Below are 23,954 nucleotides of genomic sequence, written 5' to 3' on the forward strand. Positions count from 1 at the left end.
AGCGGCCAGGCGCAGGCGACCTCGTACGACACCATGGGCCAGGTCAACCAGGCCTTCCGCAACATCGTCAACATGCTTCACGGTGTGCGCGATGGACTGATCCGCGACGCGAACAACTACGAGCAGCAAGAGCAGGCCTCGCAGCAAATCCTCAGCAGCTAGCGCTAAAAACCGCGGCTGCGTACCATTCCAGACATTAGGAGAACACCGTTATGACAATCAATTACCAGTTCGGCGATGTCGACGCCCACGGTGCCTTGATCCGCGCCCAGGCCGCGTCTCTGGAGGCTGAGCACCAGGCCATCGTTCGCGATGTGCTTGCTGCGGGTGACTTCTGGGGCGGTGCCGGTTCGGTGGCCTGCCAGGAGTTCATCACCCAGTTGGGTCGCAACTTCCAGGTGATTTACGAGCAGGCCAACGCCCACGGGCAGAAGGTGCAGAGCGCCGGCAACAACATGGCCAGCACCGACAGCGCCGTTGGGTCCAGCTGGGCCTAACCCCAACTTCAGGCGCGGCAGCACACCAGACATCGGTGTGCTGCCGCGTCCTGCGGTTACCGTGCACTTTGACCCCTTGAGGTATTGATGGACCAACAGACCGCCCGTACCGACATCACCGTTAACGTCGACGGCTTCTGGATGCTCCAGGCGCTCCTGGACATCCGGCACGTCGCGCCGGAGCTGCGGTGCCGGCCATTCGTCTCCACCGACTCGAGCGACTGGCTCAACGAGCATCCCGGCATGGCGGTGATGCGCGAGCAGGGCATCGTCGAAAACGATCAGGTGAACGAGCATGTGGCCGCACGGATGAGGGTGCTGGCCGCGCCGGACCTCGAGGTCATCGCCCTGTTGTCGCGGGGCAAGCTGCTATACGGCGTGGTCGACGACGAGAACCAGCCGCCCGGGTCGCGTGACATCCCCGACAACGAGTTCCGGGTGGTGCTGGCCCGTCGCGGCCAGCACTGGGTCTCGGCGGTACGGGTGGGCGGCGACATCACCGTCGACGACGTCGCCATCGCCGACAGCGCCTCGATCGCCTCCCTGGTGTTGGACGCCCTGGAGTCGATCCACCACGCGGAGCCCGCGGCCATCAATGCCGTGAACGTGCCGCTGGAAGAGATGCTGGAAGCGACCAAGTCGTGGCAGGAGTCGGGCTTCAACGTATTTTCCGGCGGCGACCTGCGGCGGATGGGCATCAGCGCCGCCACGGTGGCCGCGCTCGGACAGGCCCTCTCGGACCCGGCGGCCGAGGTCGCGGTGTATGCCCGTCAATACCGGGACGACGCGAAGGGGCCGAGCGCATCGGTGCTGTCGCTCAAAGACGGTTCCGGTGGCCGCATCGCGCTCTACCAGCAGGCGAGGACGGCGGGGTCGGGGGAGGCCTGGCTGGCCATCTGCCCCGCAACCCCTCAGTTGGTGCAGGTGGGCGTCAAGACGGTGCTGGACACGCTGCCGTATGGCGAGTGGAAAACCCACAGCCGGGTCTGACATAAGACGAAACATAAAGTTCACCAATGGCTTTGCACTCAACATGCGGTTGAGATGCCAACACGGCATACTTCTCTGAGAGATTCAGCAAATCTCAAACCACTGTCACCGAAGTTTTAATCGCAAGGCGGGGTAGATGGAATTCGGAATAGTCGGCCTGGACTTTCCCGGGGGCCGCAGCGCTCCGGAAGGTCGGCCGGCGCAGACTCCCGCCCGGTCGGCGGCACGGGGTTACACATTCACGACGGTAAGGGGTTCAGGGCGATGACTGCGGTAGTTGAAGCGCTACAGCCTGACGTTGAGGGTATTTCGCAGCCTCGGGCGGTCGTGGTCGGCGTTATGGCCGGTGCGGGCGTACAGATCGGCGTCCTGCTGGACGCCAACGCCCCCGTCTCGGTGATGACCGAGCCGCTGCTGAAGGTGGTGAACAGCCGGCTCAGGGAGCTGGGCGAGACCCCGCTGGAGGCGACGGGCCGCGGCAGGTGGGCACTGTGCCTGGTTGACGGCACCCCCTTGCGTGCCACCCAGTCCCTGACCGAACAGGACGTCTACGACGGCGACCGGCTGTGGATCCGGTTCATCCAGGACACCGAGCACCGCTCGCAGGTCATCGAGCACATCTCCACCGCCGTCGCGGCAAATCTGAGCAAGCGGTTCGCCGCGATCGACCCGGTCGCCGCGGTGCAGGTCGGCGCGTCGATGGTGGCGGCCGGGGTAACCGCCGCCTCCGGCTTGCTGCTCTGGTACCGGTGGCACCACAACTCCTGGCTGCCTACGGCGTACTCCGCGGTGATCGCCGCGGTGGTGCTCGGCGTCTCCCTGATGCTCCTGATGCGGGCGCGCACCGACCAGGATCGCCGTATCGCCGACATCATGCTGCTGAGCGGCCTGGCGCCACTCACGGTCTCCGCGGCGGCGGCCCCGCCCGGCGGAGTAGGGTCCCCCCACGCCGTGCTCGGCTTCGGCGTTCTCACCATCGCGGCGATGCTTGCGCTCCGGTTCACCGGTCGGCGCCTTGGGCTCTACACCGCCCTGATCACCGTCAGCGTGGTCACCGCGATCGCGGCGCTGGCCCGGATGGTCGCGATGACCAGTGCCGTGACGCTGCTGACCAGCGTCGTCCTGCTGTGCGTGCTGGTGTACCACACGGCGCCCGCCCTCTCGCGGCGGTTGGCGGGCATCCGCCTGCCGGTCTTCCCGTCGGCGACCAGCCGGTGGGTGTTCGAGGCTCGGCCCGACCTGCCCACCACCGTGGTCCGCTCCGACGGCGGCCCCCCGGTCCTCGAGGGCCCCGCGTCCGTCCGCGACGTCCTGGTGCAGGCCGAACGCGCCCGCTCCTTCCTGACCGGCCTGCTGATCGGTCTCGGCGTGTTGATGGTCGTCTCGTTGACGGCGCTGTCGGACCCGCACACCGGTCAACGCTGGCTGCCGCTCCTGCTGGCCGGCTTCAGCGCCGGGTTCCTGATGCTGCGCGGACGCTCGTACGTCGACCGCTGGCAGGCGATCACCCTGGCCGTGACCGCCGTTCTCATCGTCGGCGCGGTCGTGGTGCGCTACGCGCTCGTCTTGCAGTCGCCCCTGGCGGTGTCGATCAGCGCGGCGATCCTGGTTCTGCTCCCGGCGGCCGGCCTTACGTCCGCGGCCGTGGTGCCGAACACCATCTACAGCCCGCTGTTCCGCAAGTTCGTGGAATGGATCGAATACCTCTGCCTGATGCCGATTTTCCCGCTGGCATTGTGGTTGATGAATGTCTATGCAGCAATCCGCTACCGGTAGTAGCAAGGTGTGGCGAGGGCGCGCATCCGCTGCGGCCCTCGCCGCAATCTTGCTCGCCTCAGGAGCATTGGCCGGCTTGCCGCCCGCCTCTGCGATTTCGCCGCCGACGATCGATCCCGGCGCGGTGCCGCCCGACGGCCCGCCCGGACCGCCGGCGCCGATGAAGCAGAATTCCTACTGCACCGAGGTCGGGGTGCTGCCCGGCACGGACTTCCGACTGCAGCCGAAGTACATGGACATGCTGAACCTGCAGGAGGCGTGGCAGTTCGGGCGCGGTGCCGGCGTGAAGGTGGCCGTCATCGACACCGGCGTGAGCCCGCATCCCAGGTTTCCGCACCTGATCCCCGGCGGGGATTACGTCATGGGCGGTGACGGGCTGTCGGATTGCGACGCCCACGGCACGATCGTGGCCTCGATGATCGGCGCCGCGCCGGCGAACGGCGCGGGGGTGCCGCCGGCCGCGCCGCGCCGCCCGGTCACCATCCCCACCACCGAACCGCCGCCGAAGGCGCCGCCGCCCCAGACCGTGACGTTGTCACCGTTGCCGCAGACCGTGACGATGGTTCCGCCTCCGCCGCAGGACCAGCCGGCCCCCGGACCTTTCGGCGCGCCGCCGGCGCCCGCGCCTCCGGCGGCGCCTCCGCCCGGTAACGGTCCGCCGCCAGGACCGGCGCAGCCCGGCCAGGCCCCGGCGGCCGGCCACGGCGGCGGCACGGTGACGATCCCGAGCTACTCCGGTGGGAGCCACGTCGTCGGGGTTGACTACCCACGCCCGCTGGATCCGCCGCCACCCCCGCCGCCCGCGCCGCCGGCGCCGTCGGCCGGCCCCGATGCGTTCAGCGGTGTCGCGCCCGACGTCGACATCATCGCGATCCGTCAGTCCAGCCAGGCCTTCGGCCTCAAGGACGCCTACACCGGCGACGAGGACCCGCAGACGCGGGCGAAAATCGACGGTGTCCAGACGATGGCCCGGGCAATCGTGCACGCCGCCAACATGGGCGCGCAGGTCATCAACATCTCGGATGTGACCTGCATGAGCGCGCGCAACATCGTCGACCAGCGCGCCCTCGGCGCGGCGGTGCGCTACGCGGCGGTCGACAAGAACGCCGTCATCGTGGCCGCCGCGGGCGACACCAACAAGAAGGACTGCAAGCAGAACCCGCCGCATGATCCGTTGCAGCCCAACGATCCTCGCAACTGGAACTCGGTCACCACCGTCGTGACGCCGTCCTGGTTCAGCGACTACGTCCTGACGGTGGGGGCGGTCGACGAAGACGGCCGGCCGCAGACCGGGGGTCAGGGTCAGGGATCGACGAGCGTGGCCGGCCCGTGGGTGGGCATCGCCGCGCCGGGCACCGACGTCGTCGGTCTGTCCCCGCGTGACGACGGCGTCATCAACGCGATCGACGGACCGGACAACACGTTGCTGGTTCCCTCCGGCACCAGCTTCTCGGCCGCGATCGTGTCCGGCATCGCCGCGCTCGTCCGCGCCAAGTTCCCGCAGCTGTCGGCATACCAGGTCATCAACCGGTTGACTCGCACCGCCCGCGCACCGGCGCGTGGCGTGGACAACCAGATCGGCCACGGTATCGTCGATCCGGTCGCGGCCCTGACGTGGGACGTACCCGAAGGACCGTTGAAGCCCCCGCAGCAACTTTCAGCGCCGCTGAACATTCCGAGGCCCGCTCCGCACCGGGATATGGTGCCAGTGTGGGTGGCCGGCGGAGGCTTGCTCGCGGCGCTGCTGATCGGTGGGGGCGTGTTTGGTACGGCGATGCTGATGAAGCGATCGCGGAAGCAGCAATAAGGGCGGAGCAGTAACAGTCATGAAAGCTCAGCGCAAACTCGGGTTGTCGTTGACGTGGCCACGGGTCACCGCGGTGTTCCTTGTCGACGTCGCCATCTTGGTGGTGGGCAGCCACTGCCCGGAGTCCTGGCAGGGCACCTATCGCATCGCGTTCTGGGTGGGTGTCGGCCTGGCGGTGCTGGTCGCGCTGCTCTCCCTGGTCACCTATCACGGCGTCACGGTGACCTCGGCGTTGGCCACCTGGCTATGGGACTGGTCCGCCGACCCGGGGACGGCTCTGGGCGCCGGCTGCACGCCGGTGCTCGACTACCAGCGCAAGTTCGGGCGCGACAAGGTCGGCGTGCGCGAGTACGAGGGCCAGCTGGTGTCGGTCATCGCGGTGAACGGTGGTGACGACGACCCGTCGTCGCGCCACCGGCACCGGAACTCGTCGCCTACCCTGCTGGTGCAGGCTGTGGCTGATGGATTGCGGCAGTTCGACATTCACCTCGATAACATCGACATCGTGTCGGTCAAGGTGCGCCGCGGCGGCAACGCCGCCGAGTTGTCGAAGCTCGACGACTGGGGCCCCGAGGAGTGGGAGGTGGCCAACGGGCAGCCCACCTCGTACGTTCGCCGCACCTGGCTGGTGCTGCGGATGAACCCGCAGCGCAACATCGCCGCCGTGGCGGTCCGCGATTCGCTGGCTTCGACCTTGGTGGCGGCCACCGAGCGGCTGGCGCAGGACCTCGACGGAATCAATTGCGCCGCAAAGCCTTTGACTGCCGAGGAGATCACCGAGGTGGACCGCGCGGTGCTGGCGGATCTGGAGCCGACCTGGAGCCGGCCCGGCTGGCGCCACCTCAAGCACTTCAACGGCTTCACCACCAGCTTCTGGGTGACGCCCGCCGACCTGACCACCGACACCCTCGACGAGCTGTGGGAGGCGGACACCGTCGCCACGGTGCTGACGGTCCGGCTCACCGCCCCCGCGGGCCGGCCGCAGGTGTCGGCCTGGGTGCGCTACCACACCGAGAAGCGGCTGCCCCGGGACATCTCCGCCGGCCTCAACCGCCTCACCGGACGCCAGTTGGCCGCGGTCCGCGCCAGCTTGCCCGCCCCCGCGACACACGCCACGCTCGTCGTGCCGAGCCGTGCCGTGCGTGACGACGACGAGCTCACGCTGTCGGTCGGCCAGTTGCGAGAGAGCCCGGCGGGCGTGCCTGTGGCGCAATGACGCGCCCGCAATCGACCGCTGAGGGCGCCCGCAACGCGATGGTCGCCGGCCTGTTGGCATCGGGGATATCGGTCAACGGGCTGCAACCCAGTCACAATCCTCAGGTCGCGTCGCAGATGTTCACCACGGCCAGCAACCTGGACCCCGGCATGTGCGACGCCTGGCTGGCGCGGTTGCTGGCGGGGGAGCGCAGCATCGAGGTGCTCTCCGGCGCGTGGGCGTCGATCCGGACGTTCGGATGGGAGACGCGCAGGCTCGGGGTCACCGACCTGGAGTTCCGTCCCCAGGTTTCCGACGGGCTGTTCCTCCAGCTGGCCGTCACCAGCGCCGAGTCGTTGGCGTGTGCCTACGCGGCCGTCCTGGCCGAGGCCAAACGCTACGAGGAGGCGTCGGAACTACTCGACGGGGTGGAACCGCGCCAGCCCTTCGAGCAGGAGCTGGTCGACTACGTGCGGGGCGTGTTGTATTTCCGCACCGGACGCTGGCCGGATGTGCTCAACCAGTTCCCCGAGGGCAAGGTCTGGCGACAGCCGGAGCTCAAGGCCGCCGGCGCCGCGATGGCGACGACGGCGCTGGCGTCACTCGGCGTCTTCGAGGAAGCATTGCGGCGCGGTCAGGACGCCGTCGAGGGTGACCGGGTGCCGGGCGCGGCCAACATCGCCCTGTACACCCAGGGCATGTGCCTGCGGCACCTGGGCCGCGAAGACGAGGCCGTCGAACTGTTGCGCCGGGTGTATTCGCGGGATCCGAAGTTCACCCCGGCCCGGGAAGCGCTGGACAATCCGAACTATCGGCTGGTCCTGACGGACCCGGAAACCATTGAGGCGCGGACGAATCCATGGGATCCGGATAGCGCACCCACCCGCGCCGAGACGGAGGCCGCTCGCCACGCGGAGGAGGCCGCGAAGTACCTGGCCGAAGGTGACGCGGAGCTCAACGCGATGCTGGGGATGGAACGGGCCAAGCGGGAGATCAAGCTCATCAAGTCGACGACGAAGGTGAACCTGGCGCGCGCCAAGATGGGCCTCCCCGTGCCGGTGACGTCGCGCCACACCCTCTTGTTGGGTCCGCCCGGAACCGGTAAGACGTCGGTGGCGCGAGCCTTTGCCAAGCAGCTGTGCGGCTTGACGGTGCTGCGCAAGCCGGTGGTGGTCGAAACCAGCCGGACCAAGCTGTTGGGTCGCTACATGGCCGACGCGGAGAAGAACACCGAGGAGATGCTCGAGGAAGCCCTGGGCGGGGCGGTGTTCTTCGACGAGATGCACACGCTGCACGAGAAGGGGTACCAGCAGGGCGACCCCTACGGCAACGCGATCATCAACACGTTGCTGCTGTACATGGAGAACCATCGCGACGAACTCGTCGTCTTCGGTGCGGGTTATGCGAAGGCGATGGAGAAGATGCTCGACGTGAATCAGGGTCTGCGCCGGCGGTTTTCGACCGTGATCGAGTTCTTCAGCTACACGCCGGACGAGCTTGTCGCGTTGACCCGGTTGATGGGCCAGGAGAACGAGGACGTTATCACCGAGGAAGCCGCCCATTCCCTACTGCCGTCCTACACCCGGTTTTATCTCGACGAGAGTTACTCCGAAGACGGCGATCTGATCCGCGGCATCGACACCCTCGGTAATGCCGGATTCGTGCGCAACGTGGTGGAGAAGGCCCGCGATCACCGCAGTTTCCGCCTGGACGACGAGGACCTCGACGCGGTGTTGGCCAGCGAGGTCACCGAGTTCAGCGAGCGTCAACTGCTGCGGTTCAAGGAGCTGACCCAGGAGGATCTCGCCGAGGGTCTCAGCGCCGCAGTCGCCGAGAACAAGTCGACTTAGTTCGGTTCCGGCGCTTGTGCGCGGGATGCGGGGAATCTGGATCCCCGCGGCCGGCACGAGCGGCCGCCAGTACGAGACCGCCCGCCATACGCGTTCCATGTGAGCGTCATGCCGCGGTCTGACGGGAAAACCGTTGCGGCAAGCGGCCAGCGAGTCGATGCGCCACGCGCGGAAGCCGGTGAGTGGGCCGGCTTCGGCGGTGACGGATCGTGGTCGAGAACTACGCGTCGTCGGCAACGTCGCGACCGTCGAATCCGGGGTGGCAAGCAGGCGCGAAAACGACCATGACCAGGAGAAACCAGCTCCCAGGAAACTGTCAGCAGCTAATCAGCGGCGCGACAGCATACCCGTTTTACCCTTCGTGTTGATGAACGGTAGGGGTACGCAATGGCAATTAATTATCAGTTCGGCGACGTAGACGCGCACGGCGCCACGATTCGCGCTCAGGCGGCGTGTCTGGAGGCTGAGCACCAGGCCATCGTTCGCGATGTGCTTGCTGCGGGTGACTTCTGGGGCGGTGCCGGTTCGGTGGCCTGCCAGGAGTTCATCACCCAGTTGGGTCGCAACTTCCAGGTGATCTACGAGCAGGCCAACGCCCACGGGCAGAAGGTGCAGAGCGCCGGCAACAACATGGCCAGCACCGACAGCGCCGTCGGTTCGAGCTGGGCGTAATTGCGTCTGAGACCGAGGTAATTAGTTCGGGCCGACACGCGAGCCATGGTGCGAGCGTTAAGCCGCCGCCATTCGCGGCATCGCCCCGCATGCGGGCATTTTGTTGTTTTTAATATGGCTTGAGGAGGTTGCGGCTCACAGCTATTGCAACAAATTCAAATAATGCAGCGAGGTCGGCCGAAGCGCGATTCGGCTGATTAACGCTTTCGGGGGGTATCGCGGTTTACCAGTTCTGTGTGAACCGTTGCTCTGCGTCGCTATAAGACGCTTAAACAGGCAATAGTTGAATTTGGTAGATAGCTGTCTGCGGACAATCCTCACACCAGTCGGCAGTGCGATGACATTCACTTTTTACATTCCGTAAACGCGGCGGGAACGCGGGCCGAATACTTTTCGCTCACGATGATCGTATATTGATTGAGCGGTGTTTGACTTGAGTCGGACGTCAATCTTGTCGGGGATATCAGCTAAGGAAGAGAATGGTCCGTTGTCTGCAGCATGCGAAATAAGCCCATGTCTTCTGTAGCCGATTTCATGTGTTTCCTTAGAACCGCGGCGCGGATGCGGCCGAGGCAGCAAGGCCGCGCCTACCATGGCGGCCACTTGCGGGACCGGAGGTAGTAGATGCTGGATTTCGGGGCGCTTCCGCCGGAGATCAACTCGGGGCGGATGTATGTCGGTGCGGGCTCGGGCCCGCTGCTGGCCGCCGCGGCGGCCTGGGACGAATTGGCCGCAGAGTTGCAGGCCGCGGGCGCGTCGTACAACGCGACCATCGAAACGTTGGCGACCGGGCCCTGGACGGGCCCTTCGTCGATGGCGATGGCGTCCGCCGCGGCGCCATACGTGGCGTGGATCAACGCCACCGGTGCTCAGGCCGAGGCGGCCGGCGCCCAGGCCAAGCTGGCCGCGGGCGCCTACGAGGCCGCGTTCGCGGCCACCGTCCCACCACCGGTTATCGCGGCCAATCGCGCCCTGCTGGCGGCCCTGATCGCGACCAACATCCTCGGCCAGAACACGCCGGCGATCGCCGCCACCGAAGCGCAGTACATGGAGATGTGGGCACAGGACGCCGCCGCTATGTACGGCTACGCGGCATCGTCGGCGACCGCGTCGCAGCTGACACCGTTCGCCGAGCCGCCCCAGACCACCAACGAGTCGGCCGGGCCGATGCAGGCGGCAGCCGTCACCCAGTCGAGTGCACAGTCGAGCGGCAACACCGCCGCGCAGCTGTCCCAGCTGAGCACGACGATGCAGACCGCGGTCAATGCCGGCAACGCGGCTCCGAACGCCGGCACGACCGGGACCGGCCTCACCACCGGAATCGGACAAAACCTGGACTACTGGAACAACATCTGGTCGGTGCTGACGGGCCCGTATTCCCCTCAGTCGTGGAGCAGCGTCCCGGGCGGTCCGTTCCTGTCCTTCGGTCAGGCGTACGCGTGGGGTCAGAACGGCCAGAGCGCCGCCGCCTACTTGTCCGGCCCGAAGGCAATCACTGGCGCTCTCGCCCCGCTGACCAGTGGCTCGAGTGCGGTGAAGCCGATGCTCAGCTCCGCCGTTGGGCCCGTGTCCGGATCCATGGGGGAGGCGCGCGTGATCGGGAGCATGTCGGTACCACAGGGCTGGACGCAAGCGGCTCCGGCGATTCGAACGATCGCCCAGGTGCTGCCTACCAACCTGGCCGCCGCGCCCGCCGCGCTGGCCGGCGAAGAGGGCGTCTTCAGCCAGATGGCCCTGTCCGGCTTGGCGGGACGCGCGATTGCCGCCAGCGCGACCCACTCCGTCGGAGGCACCGCCGCGGCGGCCGGCGCACTGGGCGGCGCGGTCGCCGAGGCCGATCCGGCCGCGGCCACCATCATCGTGATCCCTTACATCGAGGAGTGACCGCGATGACCGCCACGCACAGCAGCCCAGCACCGTCGACCCAAGCGCCTGAGTAAGGGGACAGCAATGTTTTACGGAGCCTTTCCGCCGGAGTTCAACTCGGGCCGGATGTACACCGGGCCGGGAGTGGGTTCACTGGTGGCCGCCGCGACGGCCTGGGAGAACCTGGCCACCGAACTGCAGTCCACCGCCACCGCCTATTCCGGGGTGATCTCCAGCCTGACTACTGGGCCGTGGGTGGGCCCGTCATCGGTCGCGATGGCGTCCGCGGCGTACCCGTACGTCGCCTGGATGCAGCAGACCGCCGCCCAGGCCCAGGAAGCCGCGAGCCAAGCGTCCGCGGCGGCGGCGGCCTACGAGACGGCGTTCGCCGCCCACGTGCCGCCTCCGGTGATCGCGGAAAACCGCGCGCTCTTGGCGCAGCTGATGGCGACCAACCTGCTCGGGCAGAACACGGCGGCGATCGCCGCCACCGAGACACAGTACGGCGAAATGTGGGCCCAAGACGCCGTGGCCATGGACACCTACGCCAGTTCGTCGGAGGCGGCCACCCGATTGACCCCGTTCGCCGAGCCGCCGCAGACCACCACCGGCGCGGGCACCACGACGCAAGCGGCCGCGATGAGCCAATCCGCGGGCACGTCGGCGGGCAGCGTGGCGTCCACCATCAACTCGGCGGCCACCTCGCTCACCGCGGGCCCGGGCAACCCGATCCTGGCATGGCTCTCGCAGCTGGCCACCCAATACAACACCGCGATCACCACGTTCTTGAAAGGCTTCGGCACGACTCCCGCCGGCACCCCGCTGATCACCGCCATGTACAACGCGGTCAAGGTGCCGCTCGGGCTGACCACACAGTTCAACGACGTTGGGTTGCTGATCAACTTTCCCCTGTCGCAATGGCTCAAATTCGCCCCACCTATCGCGTATGGGGCGTTGCCGAAGGATGCCCTGGGGGCCGGCCTGGGGGTGCTGGGCTTCGGCCGGGGGACGCTGTACGACGCGATCAGCCCGGCGGCGGGCTTTGCGCGCGGCACTTTGGTTGGGCAGTTGACCGTGCCGCCCAGCTGGGCCTCGGCCACACCAGCCATCAGGACGGTCGCCGCCGCGTTGTCGGCCGCCGGACCCGAGGCCGTGCCCGCGGCCGCCCTGGGCGAGGGCGGCCTGTTCAGTTCGATGGGGATGGCGGGAATGCTGGGCAGCGCCCTCGGCGCAGGCGGACCGACCGTGGTGGGCGCCAGCGTGCGCAACCGGATGAAACCGATCAAGGACCTCAAAGACAAACAATCGCCGGAACAACTCAAGCGTCTGGTCGCGCAGATATCGGAAAAACCCGAAACCGTCCAGCACCACAATGTCGACCCGGAGGGGCTCGACGCCCTGCTCGAGCAGCTGGCGAAGAAGCCCGGCATCCACGCGGTGCACCTGAAGAAGGGAGACAAGTCCAAGGTCCTGCCCGCCGATGCCCAGTTGGGTTGAGGGGCAAGGCCATTCAGAATCCAGGTGTGGTCTGTCAAACGGTCTGGCAGGCAACGCCTCCGATCCTCTTGCCGCCGCCATGAAAGAAGGTAGGTAATGAAACGGCTGCTGGCGCCACTGGGCGCTTTCCTCGTAATCGGACTGGCCGCACCGGCATACGCGGATCCGCCGCCAGTGCCGGACGGTGACGACGGCGCGTTCCTCTCAGCCCTGCATCAAGCCGGCTTCACCTTCGCCAGCCCGGACGCAGCCGTCGGGGCGGGCCGGGCGGTGTGCTCGTGCTTGAACAACGGCGAGTCGGGCCTGGAGCTGGTCCACGACGTCAAGATGCACAACCCGGGGATGGACATGGAGATGGCTTCCAACTTCGCGATGATTTCCGCGAAGTACTACTGCCCGCACCACCTCAGCAAAGCTTGACCCGCTCCGGCCGAGTTGAGCTGAACGATAAGGCGATTCAGCCGTGATTCCGCGCTGCGCTCGACCGGCCGTCGTGAGACAATCCTCGGCTATGAGGCTGCTGGTGGCTCTGCTCGGCGTCTGGGCTGGGATCGGGCTCGCCGCGCCGGCCTACGCTGATCCGGACACCGGTGCCGTCGACGAGTCGAGCTTCCTCGCTTCGCTGCGGAGCGCTGGCATCACCTACAAGACGCCCGACGCGGCCGTCCAGTTCGCCAGGGCCGTGTGCGAGTCGATGAACAGCGGCGAGTACGGGCCCCAAATGGTGAGCGAATTGCAGGCGCAGAACCCCGGACTCACCGCCGATCACGCGACGTCGTTCCTGGCGATCGCCGCGAAATACTATTGCCCTCAGAAGCTCAGCGCGCGATAGCGCGGCGCCCGTCCTGACCGCGGCGCAACGGCAAGGCGCCCCACAGGTTTCGCGCGCATTGCCGTATCGCATCCGGTTCGGTTGGGGTCCACCCGCTGTTCACCTGGGCCTGATTAGCTGCGGCTGCGTCGGATGGTCATGAGGGGAAGGAGTGCCGATGGAGACGCTGAGCGTCGCCGACTTCGCGCTCCGGCTCGCCGTCGGAGTGGGCTGCGGCGCCCTGATCGGCCTTGAGCGGCAATGGCGGGCGCGCCGGGCCGGCCTGCGCACCAACGCGCTGGTGGCCGGCGGCGCGACGTTGTTCGTGCTGTACGCCGCCGCCACCACGGACACCAGCCCCACCCGGGTCGCGTCTTACGTGGTGTCCGGCATCGGGTTCCTCGGCGGTGGCGTGATCCTGCGCGAAGGGGTGAACGTCCGCGGCCTCAACACCGCCGCCACCCTGTGGTGCTCCGCGGCCATCGGCGTCCTGGCGGCCTCCGGGCACCTGGTCTTCGCGTTGATCGGTACGGGGACCGTCATCGCCATCCACGTCTTCGGGCGCCCGCTTGGCCGGCTGATCGACCGCGACAACACCGGCGACGAAGACGAAAGCCTGCGGCCATATCTGGTGCAGGTGGTCGCCCGCCCGAAACACGAGAAATACGCGCGCGCCCAGATCGTGCAGCACGCGAGCGGCAACGACATCACGCTGCGCGGCATCCATACCGCGCACGCCGGCGACGACGAGGTCACCTTGACCGCTCACCTCCTCATGGACGGGGACGCCCCGTCCCGGCTGGAGCGGTTGGTCGCGGAACTCTCCCTACAGCCGGGAGTCCGTGCGGTGCAGTGGTACGCCGGCGACGAAGCGCAGTCCGACCGCTAAGGACGGGGCTGCAGCTCCGGCGCGGCGGCCGCCAGTAGGTCGGCGCGGTCGCCGCTCAGCGGCGGGTAGATTCGCCGGGCGTTGATCGTCCGCTTCGTCGCCTTGGCCCGCGCGCCGCTCGACACGACCACCCGGTCCCACCCCTCGGTGTAAACGGCGCCGGCCGGCCCGAGGTCGAGAACCGTTACGTACCACGGGATTCGGAGTGGCAGCAGCGGCACTCCGAACAGGTCGCTGATGACGTTGTACCCGGCATAGCGGCCCATGGGGCGGCCGTGTTGACACGACATGACCGAGAGGTGGTCGTCGTCCATGCGGGCGGCGGCGACATCGCCCGCGGCGAAGACCTCGGGCACCCCGATGACCCGCAGGCAGTCATCGACGGGCACCCGACCCAGGCCGTCGCGCGCCACCGGCAGTTGCTCGGTCAGCGGGCTGGCCCGCATGCCGGCACACCACACCACGGTGGCCGCCGCGAGGCGCTCGCCGGAGGTGAGCGACACACCGCCCTCGTCGATCGCGGCAACACCCACTCCCGCCCGGGCTTCGACGCCGTTGGCCGATAGGGCCTCTTCGATCACCGGGCGCGCCGAGGCGCCCATGTCGGAGCCGATCCGGCTGCGATCCAGCAACACCACCCGGGGAGCAATGCAGGTCGCGGCGAACAGCCGCCGCAACCTGTCCGGCAGCTCGCAGGACACTTCTATCCCGGTCAGCCCCGCCCCGACCACGACCACGGTGCCGGCCGCGGGCGTCGGCGAATCGTCGGCCAGCCGGCGGAGGTGGTCCCGCAGCGCCAGCGCTCCGTCATAGGTGTCCACGTCGAAGGCGAACTCCCGCACGCCCGGTAGGGCCGGTTTGGCCACACGGCTGCCCGACGCCAGCACCAGCCGGTCGTAGGCGTACGTCCGGCCGCCCGCCGTGGCGACGGTGCGGGCGTCGGTGTCGATGGCGGTCACCTCGGTGGCGACGTGTGCCACCCCGACGGGGTCGAGCAGGTCGGCGAGCGGGATGCGGCACGGGGTCAGGTCGGCCTCGTAGTTGCGCACCCGGATGTCGTGGAACGGCCGGGCGGCCAGCACCGTGATGTCGACCGTGCCCGCCGGAATGGCGAGCTCGTCGAGCCGGCGGGCGGCCCCGAGCGCCGCCCACAACCCGGCGAACCCCGAGCCGATCACCACCACAGCGCTCAACGCTCGACACCTCACGTCGGTCGATCCCGTCACCACAGTGTGGGCCGCATGCCGGACCAAGGCGACCCGGCGGTGCGGCCAGTCGTCGTAGTCTTATGCCTGTGAGTGCGCTTTCAGAGTTCGTGACCGCCCTGCCCCCGCAGCTGCGGGACCCGGTGCTGCTCGCCATTCCCTTCTTCTTGCTGCTGTTGACGCTGGAATGGTCGGCGGCGCGCAAGCTGGAAAGCATCGTCGGCGACGCCCGGCCGGCGTCCGGCGCGTACTTCACCCGCGACGCGATGGCCAGCATCTCGATGGGTCTGGTTTCGGTGGGCACCACCGCCGCGTGGAAGACACTGGCACTGTTCGGCTACGCCGCCCTGTACGCCTACGTGGCGCCCTGGCACCTCTCGGTCGGCCGTTGGTACACCTGGGTGATCGCGCTGGTCGGCGTCGACCTGCTGTACTACGCCTACCACCGGATCGCGCACCGGGTGCGGTTGATCTGGGCGACGCACCAGGCCCATCACTCCAGCGAATACTTCAACTTCGCCACGGCCCTGCGCCAGAAGTGGAACAACAGCGGCGAGATCCTGATGTGGGTTCCGCTGCCGTTGCTGGGGATACCGCCCTGGATGGTGTTCTTCAGCTTCTCGATCAGCCTCATCTACCAGTTCTGGGTGCACACCGAGCGGATCGACAAGCTGCCACGGCCGTTCGAGTTCGTGTTCAACACCCCGTCGCACCACCGCGTGCACCACGGGATGGACCAGATCTACCTCGACAAGAACTACGGCGGAATCCTCATCATCTGGGACCGGCTGTTCGGCAGCTTCCAGGCCGAGCTCTTCCGGCCGCACTACGGCCTCACCAAGCGGGTCGACACGTTCAACATCTGGAAGCTGCAGACCCGCGAATACGTCGCGATCGCCCGCGACTGGCGTACGGCGACTCGGCTTCGCGATCGCCTGGGCTACGTTTTCGGGCCGCCCGGTTGGGCGCCGCGCGGCGCGGAGCAGGCCGAGGCGGCCGTTGCGGTGGCGACATCGACGTAACGCCGGTGACGGACGGCGCGAAGACTTCTGCGTAACGCAAAGTCACGCCGTAATCTCAAATCGGTCGAGATTTGGCCCCGACGGATCGGAGTACATGGTGCGTCGCCTGGCAATGCGCGCATTCATCGCGTCGGTCACCGCGGCCGCGCTCGCGCAGTGGCTGCCGCTTGCGCCGGCCGAAGCGGACCCCGTTGTGGTCTATCCGGGCATGGAGATCCACCAGGGCAACCGCGTCTGCACGCTGGGCTACGTCGACCCCGGCATGAAGATCGCCTTCACCGCGGGGCACTGCCGGGGTGGCGAGGGGGTCGTCACCGACCGCGGCGGAGCGGTCATCGGCCGGCTGGCGGCCTTCCGGGACAACACTCCCAGCGGGACGACGGTGGCGACCGACCAGTTGATCACCGACTATGAGGCGATCGTGCTGGACAACGGCGTGATGGCGAACAACGTCCTGCCTGGCGGACGTCAACTGATTTCGAACCCGGCGGCGGCGCTGGCACCCGGGCAGGCGATCTGCCATTTCGGCGTGAGCACCGGCGAAACATGCGGGACGGTGGAGAGCGTGAACAACGGCTGGTTCACCATGTCGCACGGCGTGCAGAGCCACAACGGCGACTCCGGCGGCCCGGTGTATCTGCCTTCCAGCGCCGGTCCCGGGCTGCTCGTGGGGATCTTCAACAGCGTGTGGGGTGACTTTCCGGCGGCGGTGTCGTGGCGGGCGACGTCCGAAGAGGTCCGTGAGGATCTCGGGGTGGCGCGGGGCGCTCGGTAGGCGCTTCAGCGGGTCGCGTCGGCCGCCGCGAGGGCGAACACCGGGATGGTGGGCGCGACCGCGCGGAATTGCTCGTCGGTGCTGTCCGGGGTCAGCCCGGCGACGTAGTCCTTCACCTGCCAATACCAGCGGTCGAGGTAGCGTCGCAGCAGCTCCGGTTTGGCCGCGTCGGCGACTTCGCTGACTCGAGCGCGCCGCCGGCGCCAGCGGGGGCCCGTCTCGACGACCCCCGCGGCCCGCACGTTGCGGGCCCACTGGGTGTTGCCGCGGGGTGAGACCAGGTAGTCCACGCCGTCGACGGTCAGCACGTTGATGACCACCGCACGCGGTTTACCGCTCTTGCGCCCGCGGACGCGCAGCGCACGCGTCCCGGCGATGCTGACACCCATCTCGGCGAGCCAGCGGATCACCGCGTTGGCGGCGCGTGCGGCCCCGTTCGGTTCTTCGTATCGCGTGGACATGTCACGTCCTCTCTCGCAATCTAACGAGAGCACTGCTCTCTTTGCCCGCGACACTGCCACAGTCCTGGCCGGAAAGCAAGAGCGGTGATCTCGGTTGTGCCAGACTGGCCCCGTGGGCAAACGCCAGGACACCCGGGAGCAGACCGAGGCGCGCATCATCGAGCTGGGTCGCCGGCAGCTGGTGGATCGTGGGGCGGCCGGATTGTCCGTGCGCGCGATCGCCCGCGACCTCGGCATGGTGTCGTCGGCCGTGTACCGGTACGTGTCCAGCCGCGACGAGTTGCTGACGTTGCTGCTGGTCGACGCCTACTCGGATCTGGCCGACGCCGTGGACCGCGCACGCGAGACGGTCGGCGAGCTCTGGAGCGACGATGTCATCGCGATCGCCCGCGCGACCCGGCGATGGGCCGTCGCGCACCCCTCCCGCTGGGCCCTGCTGTACGGCAGTCCGGTGCCCGGCTACCACGCCCCGCCAGAGCGCACGGTGGTCGCGGGAACCCGGGTGGTGGCGGCCTTCTTCGACGCCGTTGCATCCGGGATCGCCACCGGGGACATCAGGCTGACCGATGTCGTTGCCCCACAACCGATGTCGTCGGACTTCGAACGGATTCGCCACGAGTTCGGTTTTCCCGGCGACGACCAGGTGGTCGCCAAGTGCTTTCTGCTGTGGGCCGGGGTGCTGGGAGCAATCAGCCTCGAGGTGTTCGGGCAATACGGCAGTGACACCCTGACCGACCCCGAGGCGGTATTCGACGCGCAGCTTGGGCTGCTGGTGGACGTGCTGGCCCGGCACTGACGGGTCGGCCGGGCGAATTAGAACATGTTCACCCGGCTTTCACAGCGGCGCGCCGGCCCGCGACGGCAAAGTTTTCGCGGCCCTTTCTGGCGGCCGAGGCACTGGACTATCCTGCGAGACGATGACCCTTCCCGTTCAATCGCCGACGCAGATCGCCTGGGTTACCACCGACCTGGATGCCACCGAAACCGCCCTCACCGGCCTGTTAGGTGTGCGCAAGTGGGTGCGGATACCCGAGGTGCACTTTGCTCCGGACACCTGCAGTTACCTCGGCAAGCCGGCCGATTTCGTCGCCAGCATCTCGTTGAGCTATCTCGGTGACATGCAGCTGGAGCTGATTCAGCCGGTCAGCGGGGAGAACATCTATAGTGACTTTCTGCGCGAATCCGCGCCGGGTCTGCACCACATCTGCATAGAGGTCGAAAGCCCGCAGCAATTCGACGCAACATTGGCCGAGGCGGTGGAGTTCGGGGCCCCGGTGGTGCAGCAGGGCGTGATGCCCGGCGGCATTCAGTTCGCCTATGTGTCGGCGCCCCAGGCGGCAGTCCCGTTCGTGGAGATCGCGTACATAGCGCCCGAAATGAGGGCGTTTTACGACTACATCAAACAGGAGCAGCGCCAATGAGCACCGAGATTCCGGCAACGGTCAACGCGGACGACGTCACATCGTGGTCGGATGACGTTGACGTCGTGGTGGTCGGCTTCGGAATCGCGGGCGGCTGCGCCGCCGTCAGCGCCGCGGCCGCCGGGGCGCGAGTGCTGGTGCTCGAGCGCGCCGCCGTGGCGGGCGGCACGACTTCGCTTGCGGGCGGCCACTTTTACCTCGGTGGGGGCACGGCGGTCCAGTGGGCGACCGGCCACCCCGATTCGCCCGAGGAGATGTACAAGTACCTGGTCGCCGTGTCCCGGCAGCCGGACCACGAGAAGATCCGGGCCTACTGCGAGGGCAGCGTCGAACATTTCGATTGGTTGGAAGACTTAGGCTTTCAATTCGAGCGCAGCTACTTCCCGGGCAAGGCTGTCATCCAGCCCAACACCGAGGGTCTGATGTTCACCGGCAACGAGAAGGTGTGGCCCTTCCTGGAGCAGGCCGTGCCCGCGCCGCGCGGGCACAAGGTGCCAGTGCCCGGTGACACCGGGGGCGCCAGCATGGTCATCGATCTGCTGCTGAAGCGCGCCGCCAGCCTGGGCGTCCAGATCCGGTACGAGACCGGAGCCACCGAGCTCATCCTGGACGGTTCGGGTTCCGTGAGCGGTGTCATGTGGAAGCACTTCGCCGAAACCGGTGCGATCAAAGCAAAGTCGGTGATCATTGCCGCCGGGGGATTCGTGATGAACCCCGAGATGGTTGCCAAGTACACTCCGAAGCTGGCCGAGAAGCCGTTCGTGCTGGGCAATACCTACGACGACGGCCTCGGCATCCGGCTGGGCGTTTCGGCAGGCGGCGCAACCGAACACATGGACCAGATCTTCATCACGGCGCCGCCCTACCCGCCGTCGATCCTGTTGACCGGCATCATCGTCAACAAGCTCGGCCAGCGTTTCGTCGCCGAAGATTCCTACCATTCGCGGACTTCCGGGTTCATCATGGACCAGCCCGACAGCGCGGCGTTCCTCATCGTCGACGAGGCGCACCTGGAGCACCCGAAGATGCCGCTGGTTCCGCTGATCGACGGCTGGGAAACCGTCCCGGAAATGGAAGCGGCGCTTGGCATTCCGGAGGGCAACCTGGTGGCAACGCTCGACCGCTACAACGCCAACGCCGCCCGCGGCGAGGACCCCGACTTTCACAAGCAGCCCGAATTCCTTGCGGCGCAGGATCAAGGCCCCTGGGGCGCGTTCGACATGTCACTGGGCAAGGCGATGTATGCCGGTTTCACGATCGGTGGTCTGGCCACGTCCGTCGACGGCGAGGTGCTGCGCGAAGACGGCACCGTCGTGCCCGGCTTGTATGCGGCCGGCGCCTGCGCCTCCAACATCGCCCAGGACGGCAAGGGCTACGCGAGCGGCACCCAACTGGGGGAGGGCTCGTTCTTCGGGCGCCGCGCCGGAGCGCACGCGGCGCACGGCGCCGGGAGCGCGCAGGAGCGTTAAGACACCGCGCCGGAGCGCGAAGGCGTTAGACGCCCGCGGGCTCCTTCTTCTCCTCCACGGGGCCCAACCGCCAGGGGCCGCCGCCGAGCAATTGCAGCTGTTGTTCGTGATGCTGCTCGACGGTGGGCCGATGACTGACGCTGACCACGACGCAGTCCGGGAGCTCGGTCCGAACCAATTGATAGAGCGCGAATTCCAGGCCCTCGTCGAGCGCGGAGGTGGCCTCGTCCAGGAAGACGGCCTTCGGTTTGGTCAGCAGGATCCGCGCGAAAGCGACCCGCTGCTGTTCGCCGGGGGAGAGCACCTTGGCCCAATCGCGCTCCTCGTCGAGCCGGTCGAGCAGGGGGGCCAGCGCGACTTTGGTGAGCACCTCCTGCAATTCGTCATCGGAAACTCCGTCCGGCGAGTTCGGATAGCACACGACGGTGCGCAAGCTGCCCAGCGGCACGTAGGGCAATTGCGAGAGGAACATCGTCGCGTTCTCGCCGTCGGGACGGCACAGGGTCCCGGACGCATACGGCCACAACTCGGCCAGGCTGCGCAGTAGCGTGGTCTTGCCCGCGCCGGAGCGTCCGGTGATCACCAGCGAGTCACCTTCGGCCAGTTGAACATCCAGCGGATCGATCAGCCGGTCGCCGCCCGGCGTGCGCACCTCGACGTCGCGCAGCTCGACGGCCGTCTCCTCGCTCGGCTTGACCAGCATGGTCGGCAGCGCGCGGCCCTGACTGTTGGCGTCGACCAGGCCGTGCAACCGGATGATGGCCGCCCGGAAGGCGGCGAAGGCGTCGTAGTTGTTGCGGAAGAAGGACAGTGAATCGTGAATGTTGCCAAAGGCGGTCGCGCTCTGGCCGACGTCGCCGAAGTCGATCTGCCCCGCGAACAGCCGCGGCGCCTGAATCACCCACGGCAGCGGGACGATCGCCTGGGACACCGACCAGTTCCACCCGTTGAAGATGATGGTCCGGCGCACGAACTTGCGGTAGTTGTCGATGATCGGCGTGAACCGCCGCCACAGTTGCGTCCGCTCGACGCGCTCACCGCGGTAGAAGCCCACGGCCTCGGCGGCGTCGCGCAGTCGCACCAAGGCATAGCGGAACGCGGCGTTCAGTTTCTCGTTGTTGAAGCTCAGCCGGATCAGCGGATGCCCCAGCCACACCGCGACCAGCGTGGCGATGAACACGTAGACCAGGACCGTCCAGAACATCGCGCGCGGAAACTCGACGCCGAACACGTTGAGGTTTCCCGACAGGTTCCACAGGATCGCGGCGAAGGAGATCACCGAGGCGACCGCGTTGACGGCCCCGAACAGCAAGGTGCTGCCGGTCCCGTTGGACGGGATGTTCGGGGTGCCGCCCGCGTTCGCGGTGAAGATGTCGATGTCCTGCTGGATGCGCTGGTCGGGGTTGTCGATCGTGTTGTCGATGAACAGGTCCCGGTAATAGGCCCGGCCGTCAAGCCAGTCGTCGGTGAGATGCGACGTCAGCCATATGCGCCAGGCGATGATGAACCGCTGGGTCAGGTAGATGTCGATCATGAACCGGATGACGTACAGGGTGGCCAGCACGCTGAAGATCGCGATGGACATCCAGAAGCCATGAATGCCGGACTGTTTGACCGCGTCGTCGTCGGCCGCTATGCCCTGGACCGCCTTCTGCACCGCCGTGTACAGGTCGTTGCCCTGGTAGCTGAGCAACACCGTCAGCCGGACCGAGAGCAGCACCGACAGCAACAGCACGCCGAGCATCAGCCACACGCCGATGCTGCGCGCCCCGACGAAGTACCCGCGCGTGATCCGCCAGAACTGCCGCCCCCACGGGGTGAGATATCTGAACAGCACCAGCGCGACGAACAGGCAGACGGCGCTGATCAGCCAGGCGATGGCGACCCACCGCAGGGAATCCACGGCCGCCGCCGACCAGTTGATCGAGGGCTTGAACGGCTTTGGACCCATGGTCGCTGTCTCCTCACGGTCGCGCTGGTGGACTCGGCTGGCACTTCAAATCCTCCGGCGAAGGTACCCGAAGGATCTGGATAGGCTGCGGTTATGAGCACCGACGCCATTCCCACCCAAACATTGCACGCCGGCCGGCTCATCGCGCGGCGCCTGCGGGCCAGCGGTGTAGACACCCTCTTCACGTTGTCCGGCGGCCACCTGTTCTCGGTCTACGACGGCTGCCGCGAGGAGGGGATCCGGCTGATCGATACCCGCCACGAGCAGACCGCGGCCTTCGCCGCCGAAGGATGGTCGAAAGTGACGCGGGTGCCCGGCGTCGCCGCACTCACGGCGGGACCGGGCGTCACCAACGGGATGAGCGCGATGGCGGCCGCACAGCAGAACCAGTCGCCGCTCGTCGTGCTGGGCGGCCGGGCACCGGCCGGGCGGTGGGGCATGGGTTCGCTGCAGGAGATCGACCACGTGCCGTTCGTGGCGCCGCTGGCCCGCTTCGCCGCGACGGCGCAGTCCGCCGAGGACGCCGGCCGGCTCGTCGACGAGGCGTTGCGGGCGGCGGTCGGCGCACCCTCGGGGGTCGGCTTCGTCGACTTCCCCATGGACCACGTGTTTTCCATGTCCGAGGATCACGGGCGTCCCGGTGCCCTCACCGACCTGCCGCCGGGTCCCGGCGTGGACGACCTGGACGGCGCCGCCCTGGGCCGCGCCGCGAGCCTGCTGTCGGCGGCCCGGCGGCCGGTCATCATGGCCGGCACCAACGTCTGGTGGGGGCACGGGGAGGCCGCCCTGCTGCGCCTCGCCGAGGAACTCCAGATCCCGGTCCTGATGAACGGGATGGCCCGCGGCGCGGTGCCCGCCGATCACCCGTTGGCGTTCTCTCGGGTGCGAGGAAAAGCGTTGGGCGAGGCCGATGTTGCGCTGATCGTCGGGGTGCCGATGGATTTCCGGCTGGGCTTCGGCGGGGTGTTCGGGCCGCAGACCCGGCTCATCGTGGTGGACCGCGCCGAACCCGAACGCAGGCATCCGCGCCCGGTCGAAGCCGAGCTCTACGGCGACCTGTTGTCCATACTCGCGGCCCTCGCGTCCGGGGGCGGGACCGACCACCGCGACTGGATCGACGAACTGCGCACCGCCGAGACCGCCGCGCGCGGAAAGGAAAAGGCCGATCTGGCCGACGAGCGCGTGCCGCTGCATCCCATGCGGGTGTACGCGGAGCTGGCGCCGATGCTGGACCGCGACGCCATCGTCGTCATCGACGCCGGCGACTTCGGGTCCTACGCCGGCCGGGTGATCGACAGCTATCAGCCGGGCTGCTGGCTGGACAGCGGCCCCTTCGGCTGCCTCGGCTCGGGCCCCGGTTACGCGCTGGCCGCCAAGCTGGCCCGGCCGGACCGTCAGGTCGTCCTGCTGCAGGGCGACGGCGCCTTCGGGTTCAGCGGCATGGAATGGGACACCCTGGTCCGGCACAACGTGCCCGTGGTCTCGGTGGTCGGCAACAACGGGATCTGGGCGTTGGAGAAACATCCGATGGAGGCGCTGTACGGCTATTCGGTGGTGGCGGAACTGCGGCCGGGCACCCGCTACGACGAGGTGGTGCGCGCCCTGGGCGGCCACGGCGAGCTGGTCTCCGCGCCGGCGGAGCTGCGGCCCGCGCTGGAACGCGCCTTCGCCAGCGGCCTGCCGTCGGTGGTCAACGTGCTCACCGACCCCGGCGTCGCCTACCCACGCCGATCCAACCTCGCTTGACGTGCCGGGCGGGGCCGCGAAGGTGCTGAAAATGCCACCGTCTGCGGCGTGTCG

22 protein-coding genes are annotated in these 23,954 nt (G+C 67.8%); 19 read left to right on the plus strand and 3 right to left on the minus strand.

The annotated features are described in order from the left end of the window. From A5691_RS09290 to A5691_RS09350, 13 genes are all read left to right on the plus strand, one after another. The coding region (locus tag A5691_RS09290; protein WP_197508505.1) for a WXG100 family type VII secretion target at positions 1 to 162 on the plus strand (162 nt) is incomplete at its 5' end. A 50-nt stretch (positions 163 to 212) separates the two neighbouring features. After that, on the plus strand, positions 213 to 497 hold the full coding sequence (locus A5691_RS09295; RefSeq protein ID WP_046184805.1) for a WXG100 family type VII secretion target: 285 nt from the start codon (positions 213 to 215) through the stop codon (positions 495 to 497). A gap of 87 nt (positions 498 to 584) precedes the next feature. Further along, on the plus strand, positions 585 to 1,487 hold the full coding sequence (locus A5691_RS09300; RefSeq protein ID WP_055405688.1) for an ESX secretion-associated protein EspG: 903 nt from the start codon (positions 585 to 587) through the stop codon (positions 1,485 to 1,487). A 264-nt stretch (positions 1,488 to 1,751) separates the two neighbouring features. Next, positions 1,752 to 3,263, plus strand: coding sequence for a type VII secretion integral membrane protein EccD (gene eccD / locus A5691_RS09305; protein ID WP_067757190.1), 1,512 nt, complete (start codon positions 1,752 to 1,754; stop codon positions 3,261 to 3,263). Continuing rightward, a complete protein-coding gene (locus A5691_RS09310) occupies positions 3,241 to 5,070 on the plus strand; it encodes a type VII secretion-associated serine protease mycosin (protein ID WP_067757186.1) in 1,830 nt (609 codons plus the stop codon). The genes eccD and A5691_RS09310 overlap by 23 nt, the downstream gene beginning before the upstream one ends. 19 nt (positions 5,071 to 5,089) lie before the next feature. Beyond that, positions 5,090 to 6,286 (plus strand): type VII secretion protein EccE, encoded by a 1,197-nt coding sequence (gene eccE, locus A5691_RS09315; protein WP_067757183.1) that lies wholly within the window; start codon positions 5,090 to 5,092, stop codon positions 6,284 to 6,286. Continuing rightward, positions 6,283 to 8,115 (plus strand): type VII secretion AAA-ATPase EccA, encoded by a 1,833-nt coding sequence (gene eccA, locus A5691_RS09320; protein ID WP_067757181.1) that lies wholly within the window; start codon positions 6,283 to 6,285, stop codon positions 8,113 to 8,115. Before eccE ends, eccA begins: the two co-directional genes overlap by 4 nt. Positions 8,116 to 8,502: 387 nt before the next feature. Beyond that, positions 8,503 to 8,787 carry a WXG100 family type VII secretion target gene (locus tag A5691_RS09325; protein ID WP_067757178.1) on the plus strand — a complete coding sequence of 95 codons (285 nt, stop codon included), beginning with the start codon at positions 8,503 to 8,505 and terminating at the stop codon, positions 8,785 to 8,787. Between the two features lie 624 nt (positions 8,788 to 9,411). Further along, complete coding sequence (locus A5691_RS09330; protein ID WP_067757175.1) at positions 9,412 to 10,671, plus strand: PPE family protein; 1,260 nt, start codon at positions 9,412 to 9,414, stop codon at positions 10,669 to 10,671. 66 nt (positions 10,672 to 10,737) lie between these two features. Then, positions 10,738 to 12,150 (plus strand): PPE family protein, encoded by a 1,413-nt coding sequence (locus A5691_RS09335; RefSeq protein ID WP_067757172.1) that lies wholly within the window; start codon positions 10,738 to 10,740, stop codon positions 12,148 to 12,150. A 96-nt stretch (positions 12,151 to 12,246) separates the two neighbouring features. After that, positions 12,247 to 12,570: a DUF732 domain-containing protein gene (locus tag A5691_RS09340; RefSeq protein ID WP_067757168.1), complete on the plus strand. Its 324-nt coding sequence runs from the start codon at positions 12,247 to 12,249 to the stop codon at positions 12,568 to 12,570. Positions 12,571 to 12,661: 91 nt separating this feature from the next. Beyond that, positions 12,662 to 12,982 carry a DUF732 domain-containing protein gene (locus A5691_RS09345; protein ID WP_067757165.1) on the plus strand — a complete coding sequence of 107 codons (321 nt, stop codon included), beginning with the start codon at positions 12,662 to 12,664 and terminating at the stop codon, positions 12,980 to 12,982. Between the two features lie 157 nt (positions 12,983 to 13,139). Continuing rightward, positions 13,140 to 13,850 (plus strand): MgtC/SapB family protein, encoded by a 711-nt coding sequence (locus A5691_RS09350; RefSeq protein ID WP_067757163.1) that lies wholly within the window; start codon positions 13,140 to 13,142, stop codon positions 13,848 to 13,850. Here A5691_RS09350 and A5691_RS09355 read toward each other — a convergent pair. Further along, entirely contained in the window at positions 13,847 to 15,043 is a 1,197-nt protein-coding gene (locus tag A5691_RS09355) for an NAD(P)/FAD-dependent oxidoreductase (protein ID WP_068016023.1), read from the minus strand. The genes A5691_RS09350 and A5691_RS09355 overlap by 4 nt on opposite strands. Positions 15,044 to 15,144: 101 nt before the next feature. Here A5691_RS09355 and A5691_RS09360 point away from each other — a divergent pair, with 101 nt between their 5' ends. Both A5691_RS09360 and A5691_RS09365 read left to right on the plus strand, forming a co-directional pair. Next, positions 15,145 to 16,077 (plus strand): sterol desaturase family protein, encoded by a 933-nt coding sequence (locus A5691_RS09360; protein ID WP_067890858.1) that lies wholly within the window; start codon positions 15,145 to 15,147, stop codon positions 16,075 to 16,077. A gap of 94 nt (positions 16,078 to 16,171) precedes the next feature. After that, complete coding sequence (locus tag A5691_RS09365) at positions 16,172 to 16,852, plus strand: hypothetical protein (RefSeq protein ID WP_067757154.1); 681 nt, start codon at positions 16,172 to 16,174, stop codon at positions 16,850 to 16,852. A 5-nt stretch (positions 16,853 to 16,857) separates the two neighbouring features. Here the strand turns inward: A5691_RS09365 and A5691_RS09370 are convergent, their stop codons facing one another. After that, positions 16,858 to 17,313: a nitroreductase/quinone reductase family protein gene (locus tag A5691_RS09370; protein ID WP_067757151.1), complete on the minus strand. Its 456-nt coding sequence runs from the start codon at positions 17,311 to 17,313 to the stop codon at positions 16,858 to 16,860. A 112-nt stretch (positions 17,314 to 17,425) separates the two neighbouring features. Between A5691_RS09370 and A5691_RS09375 the strand changes: the two genes are divergently transcribed. The 3 genes from A5691_RS09375 (at position 17,426) to A5691_RS09385 (ending at position 20,203) form a co-directional block, all read left to right on the plus strand. Beyond that, the gene (locus A5691_RS09375; protein WP_197499050.1) at positions 17,426 to 18,109 is read left to right on the plus strand and encodes a TetR/AcrR family transcriptional regulator; all 684 of its coding nucleotides are present in this window, start codon (positions 17,426 to 17,428) and stop codon (positions 18,107 to 18,109) included. Positions 18,110 to 18,230: 121 nt separating this feature from the next. Continuing rightward, positions 18,231 to 18,734, plus strand: coding sequence for a VOC family protein (locus A5691_RS09380; RefSeq protein WP_068016017.1), 504 nt, complete (start codon positions 18,231 to 18,233; stop codon positions 18,732 to 18,734). Then, the gene (locus A5691_RS09385) at positions 18,731 to 20,203 is read left to right on the plus strand and encodes an FAD-binding protein (RefSeq protein WP_068016014.1); all 1,473 of its coding nucleotides are present in this window, start codon (positions 18,731 to 18,733) and stop codon (positions 20,201 to 20,203) included. The genes A5691_RS09380 and A5691_RS09385 overlap by 4 nt, the downstream gene beginning before the upstream one ends. Positions 20,204 to 20,228: 25 nt before the next feature. Here A5691_RS09385 and A5691_RS09390 read toward each other — a convergent pair whose 3' ends face one another. Further along, positions 20,229 to 22,154: an ABC transporter ATP-binding protein/permease gene (locus A5691_RS09390; protein WP_068016011.1), complete on the minus strand. Its 1,926-nt coding sequence runs from the start codon at positions 22,152 to 22,154 to the stop codon at positions 20,229 to 20,231. Between the two features lie 93 nt (positions 22,155 to 22,247). Between A5691_RS09390 and A5691_RS09395 the strand changes: the two genes are divergently transcribed. Then, positions 22,248 to 23,900 carry an acetolactate synthase gene (locus A5691_RS09395; RefSeq protein ID WP_067781841.1) on the plus strand — a complete coding sequence of 551 codons (1,653 nt, stop codon included), beginning with the start codon at positions 22,248 to 22,250 and terminating at the stop codon, positions 23,898 to 23,900. Positions 23,901 to 23,954: the final 54 nt, after the last annotated feature.

Source organism: Mycobacterium sp. E183 (assembly GCF_001667735.1).
GTDB lineage: Bacteria > Actinomycetota > Actinomycetes > Mycobacteriales > Mycobacteriaceae > Mycobacterium.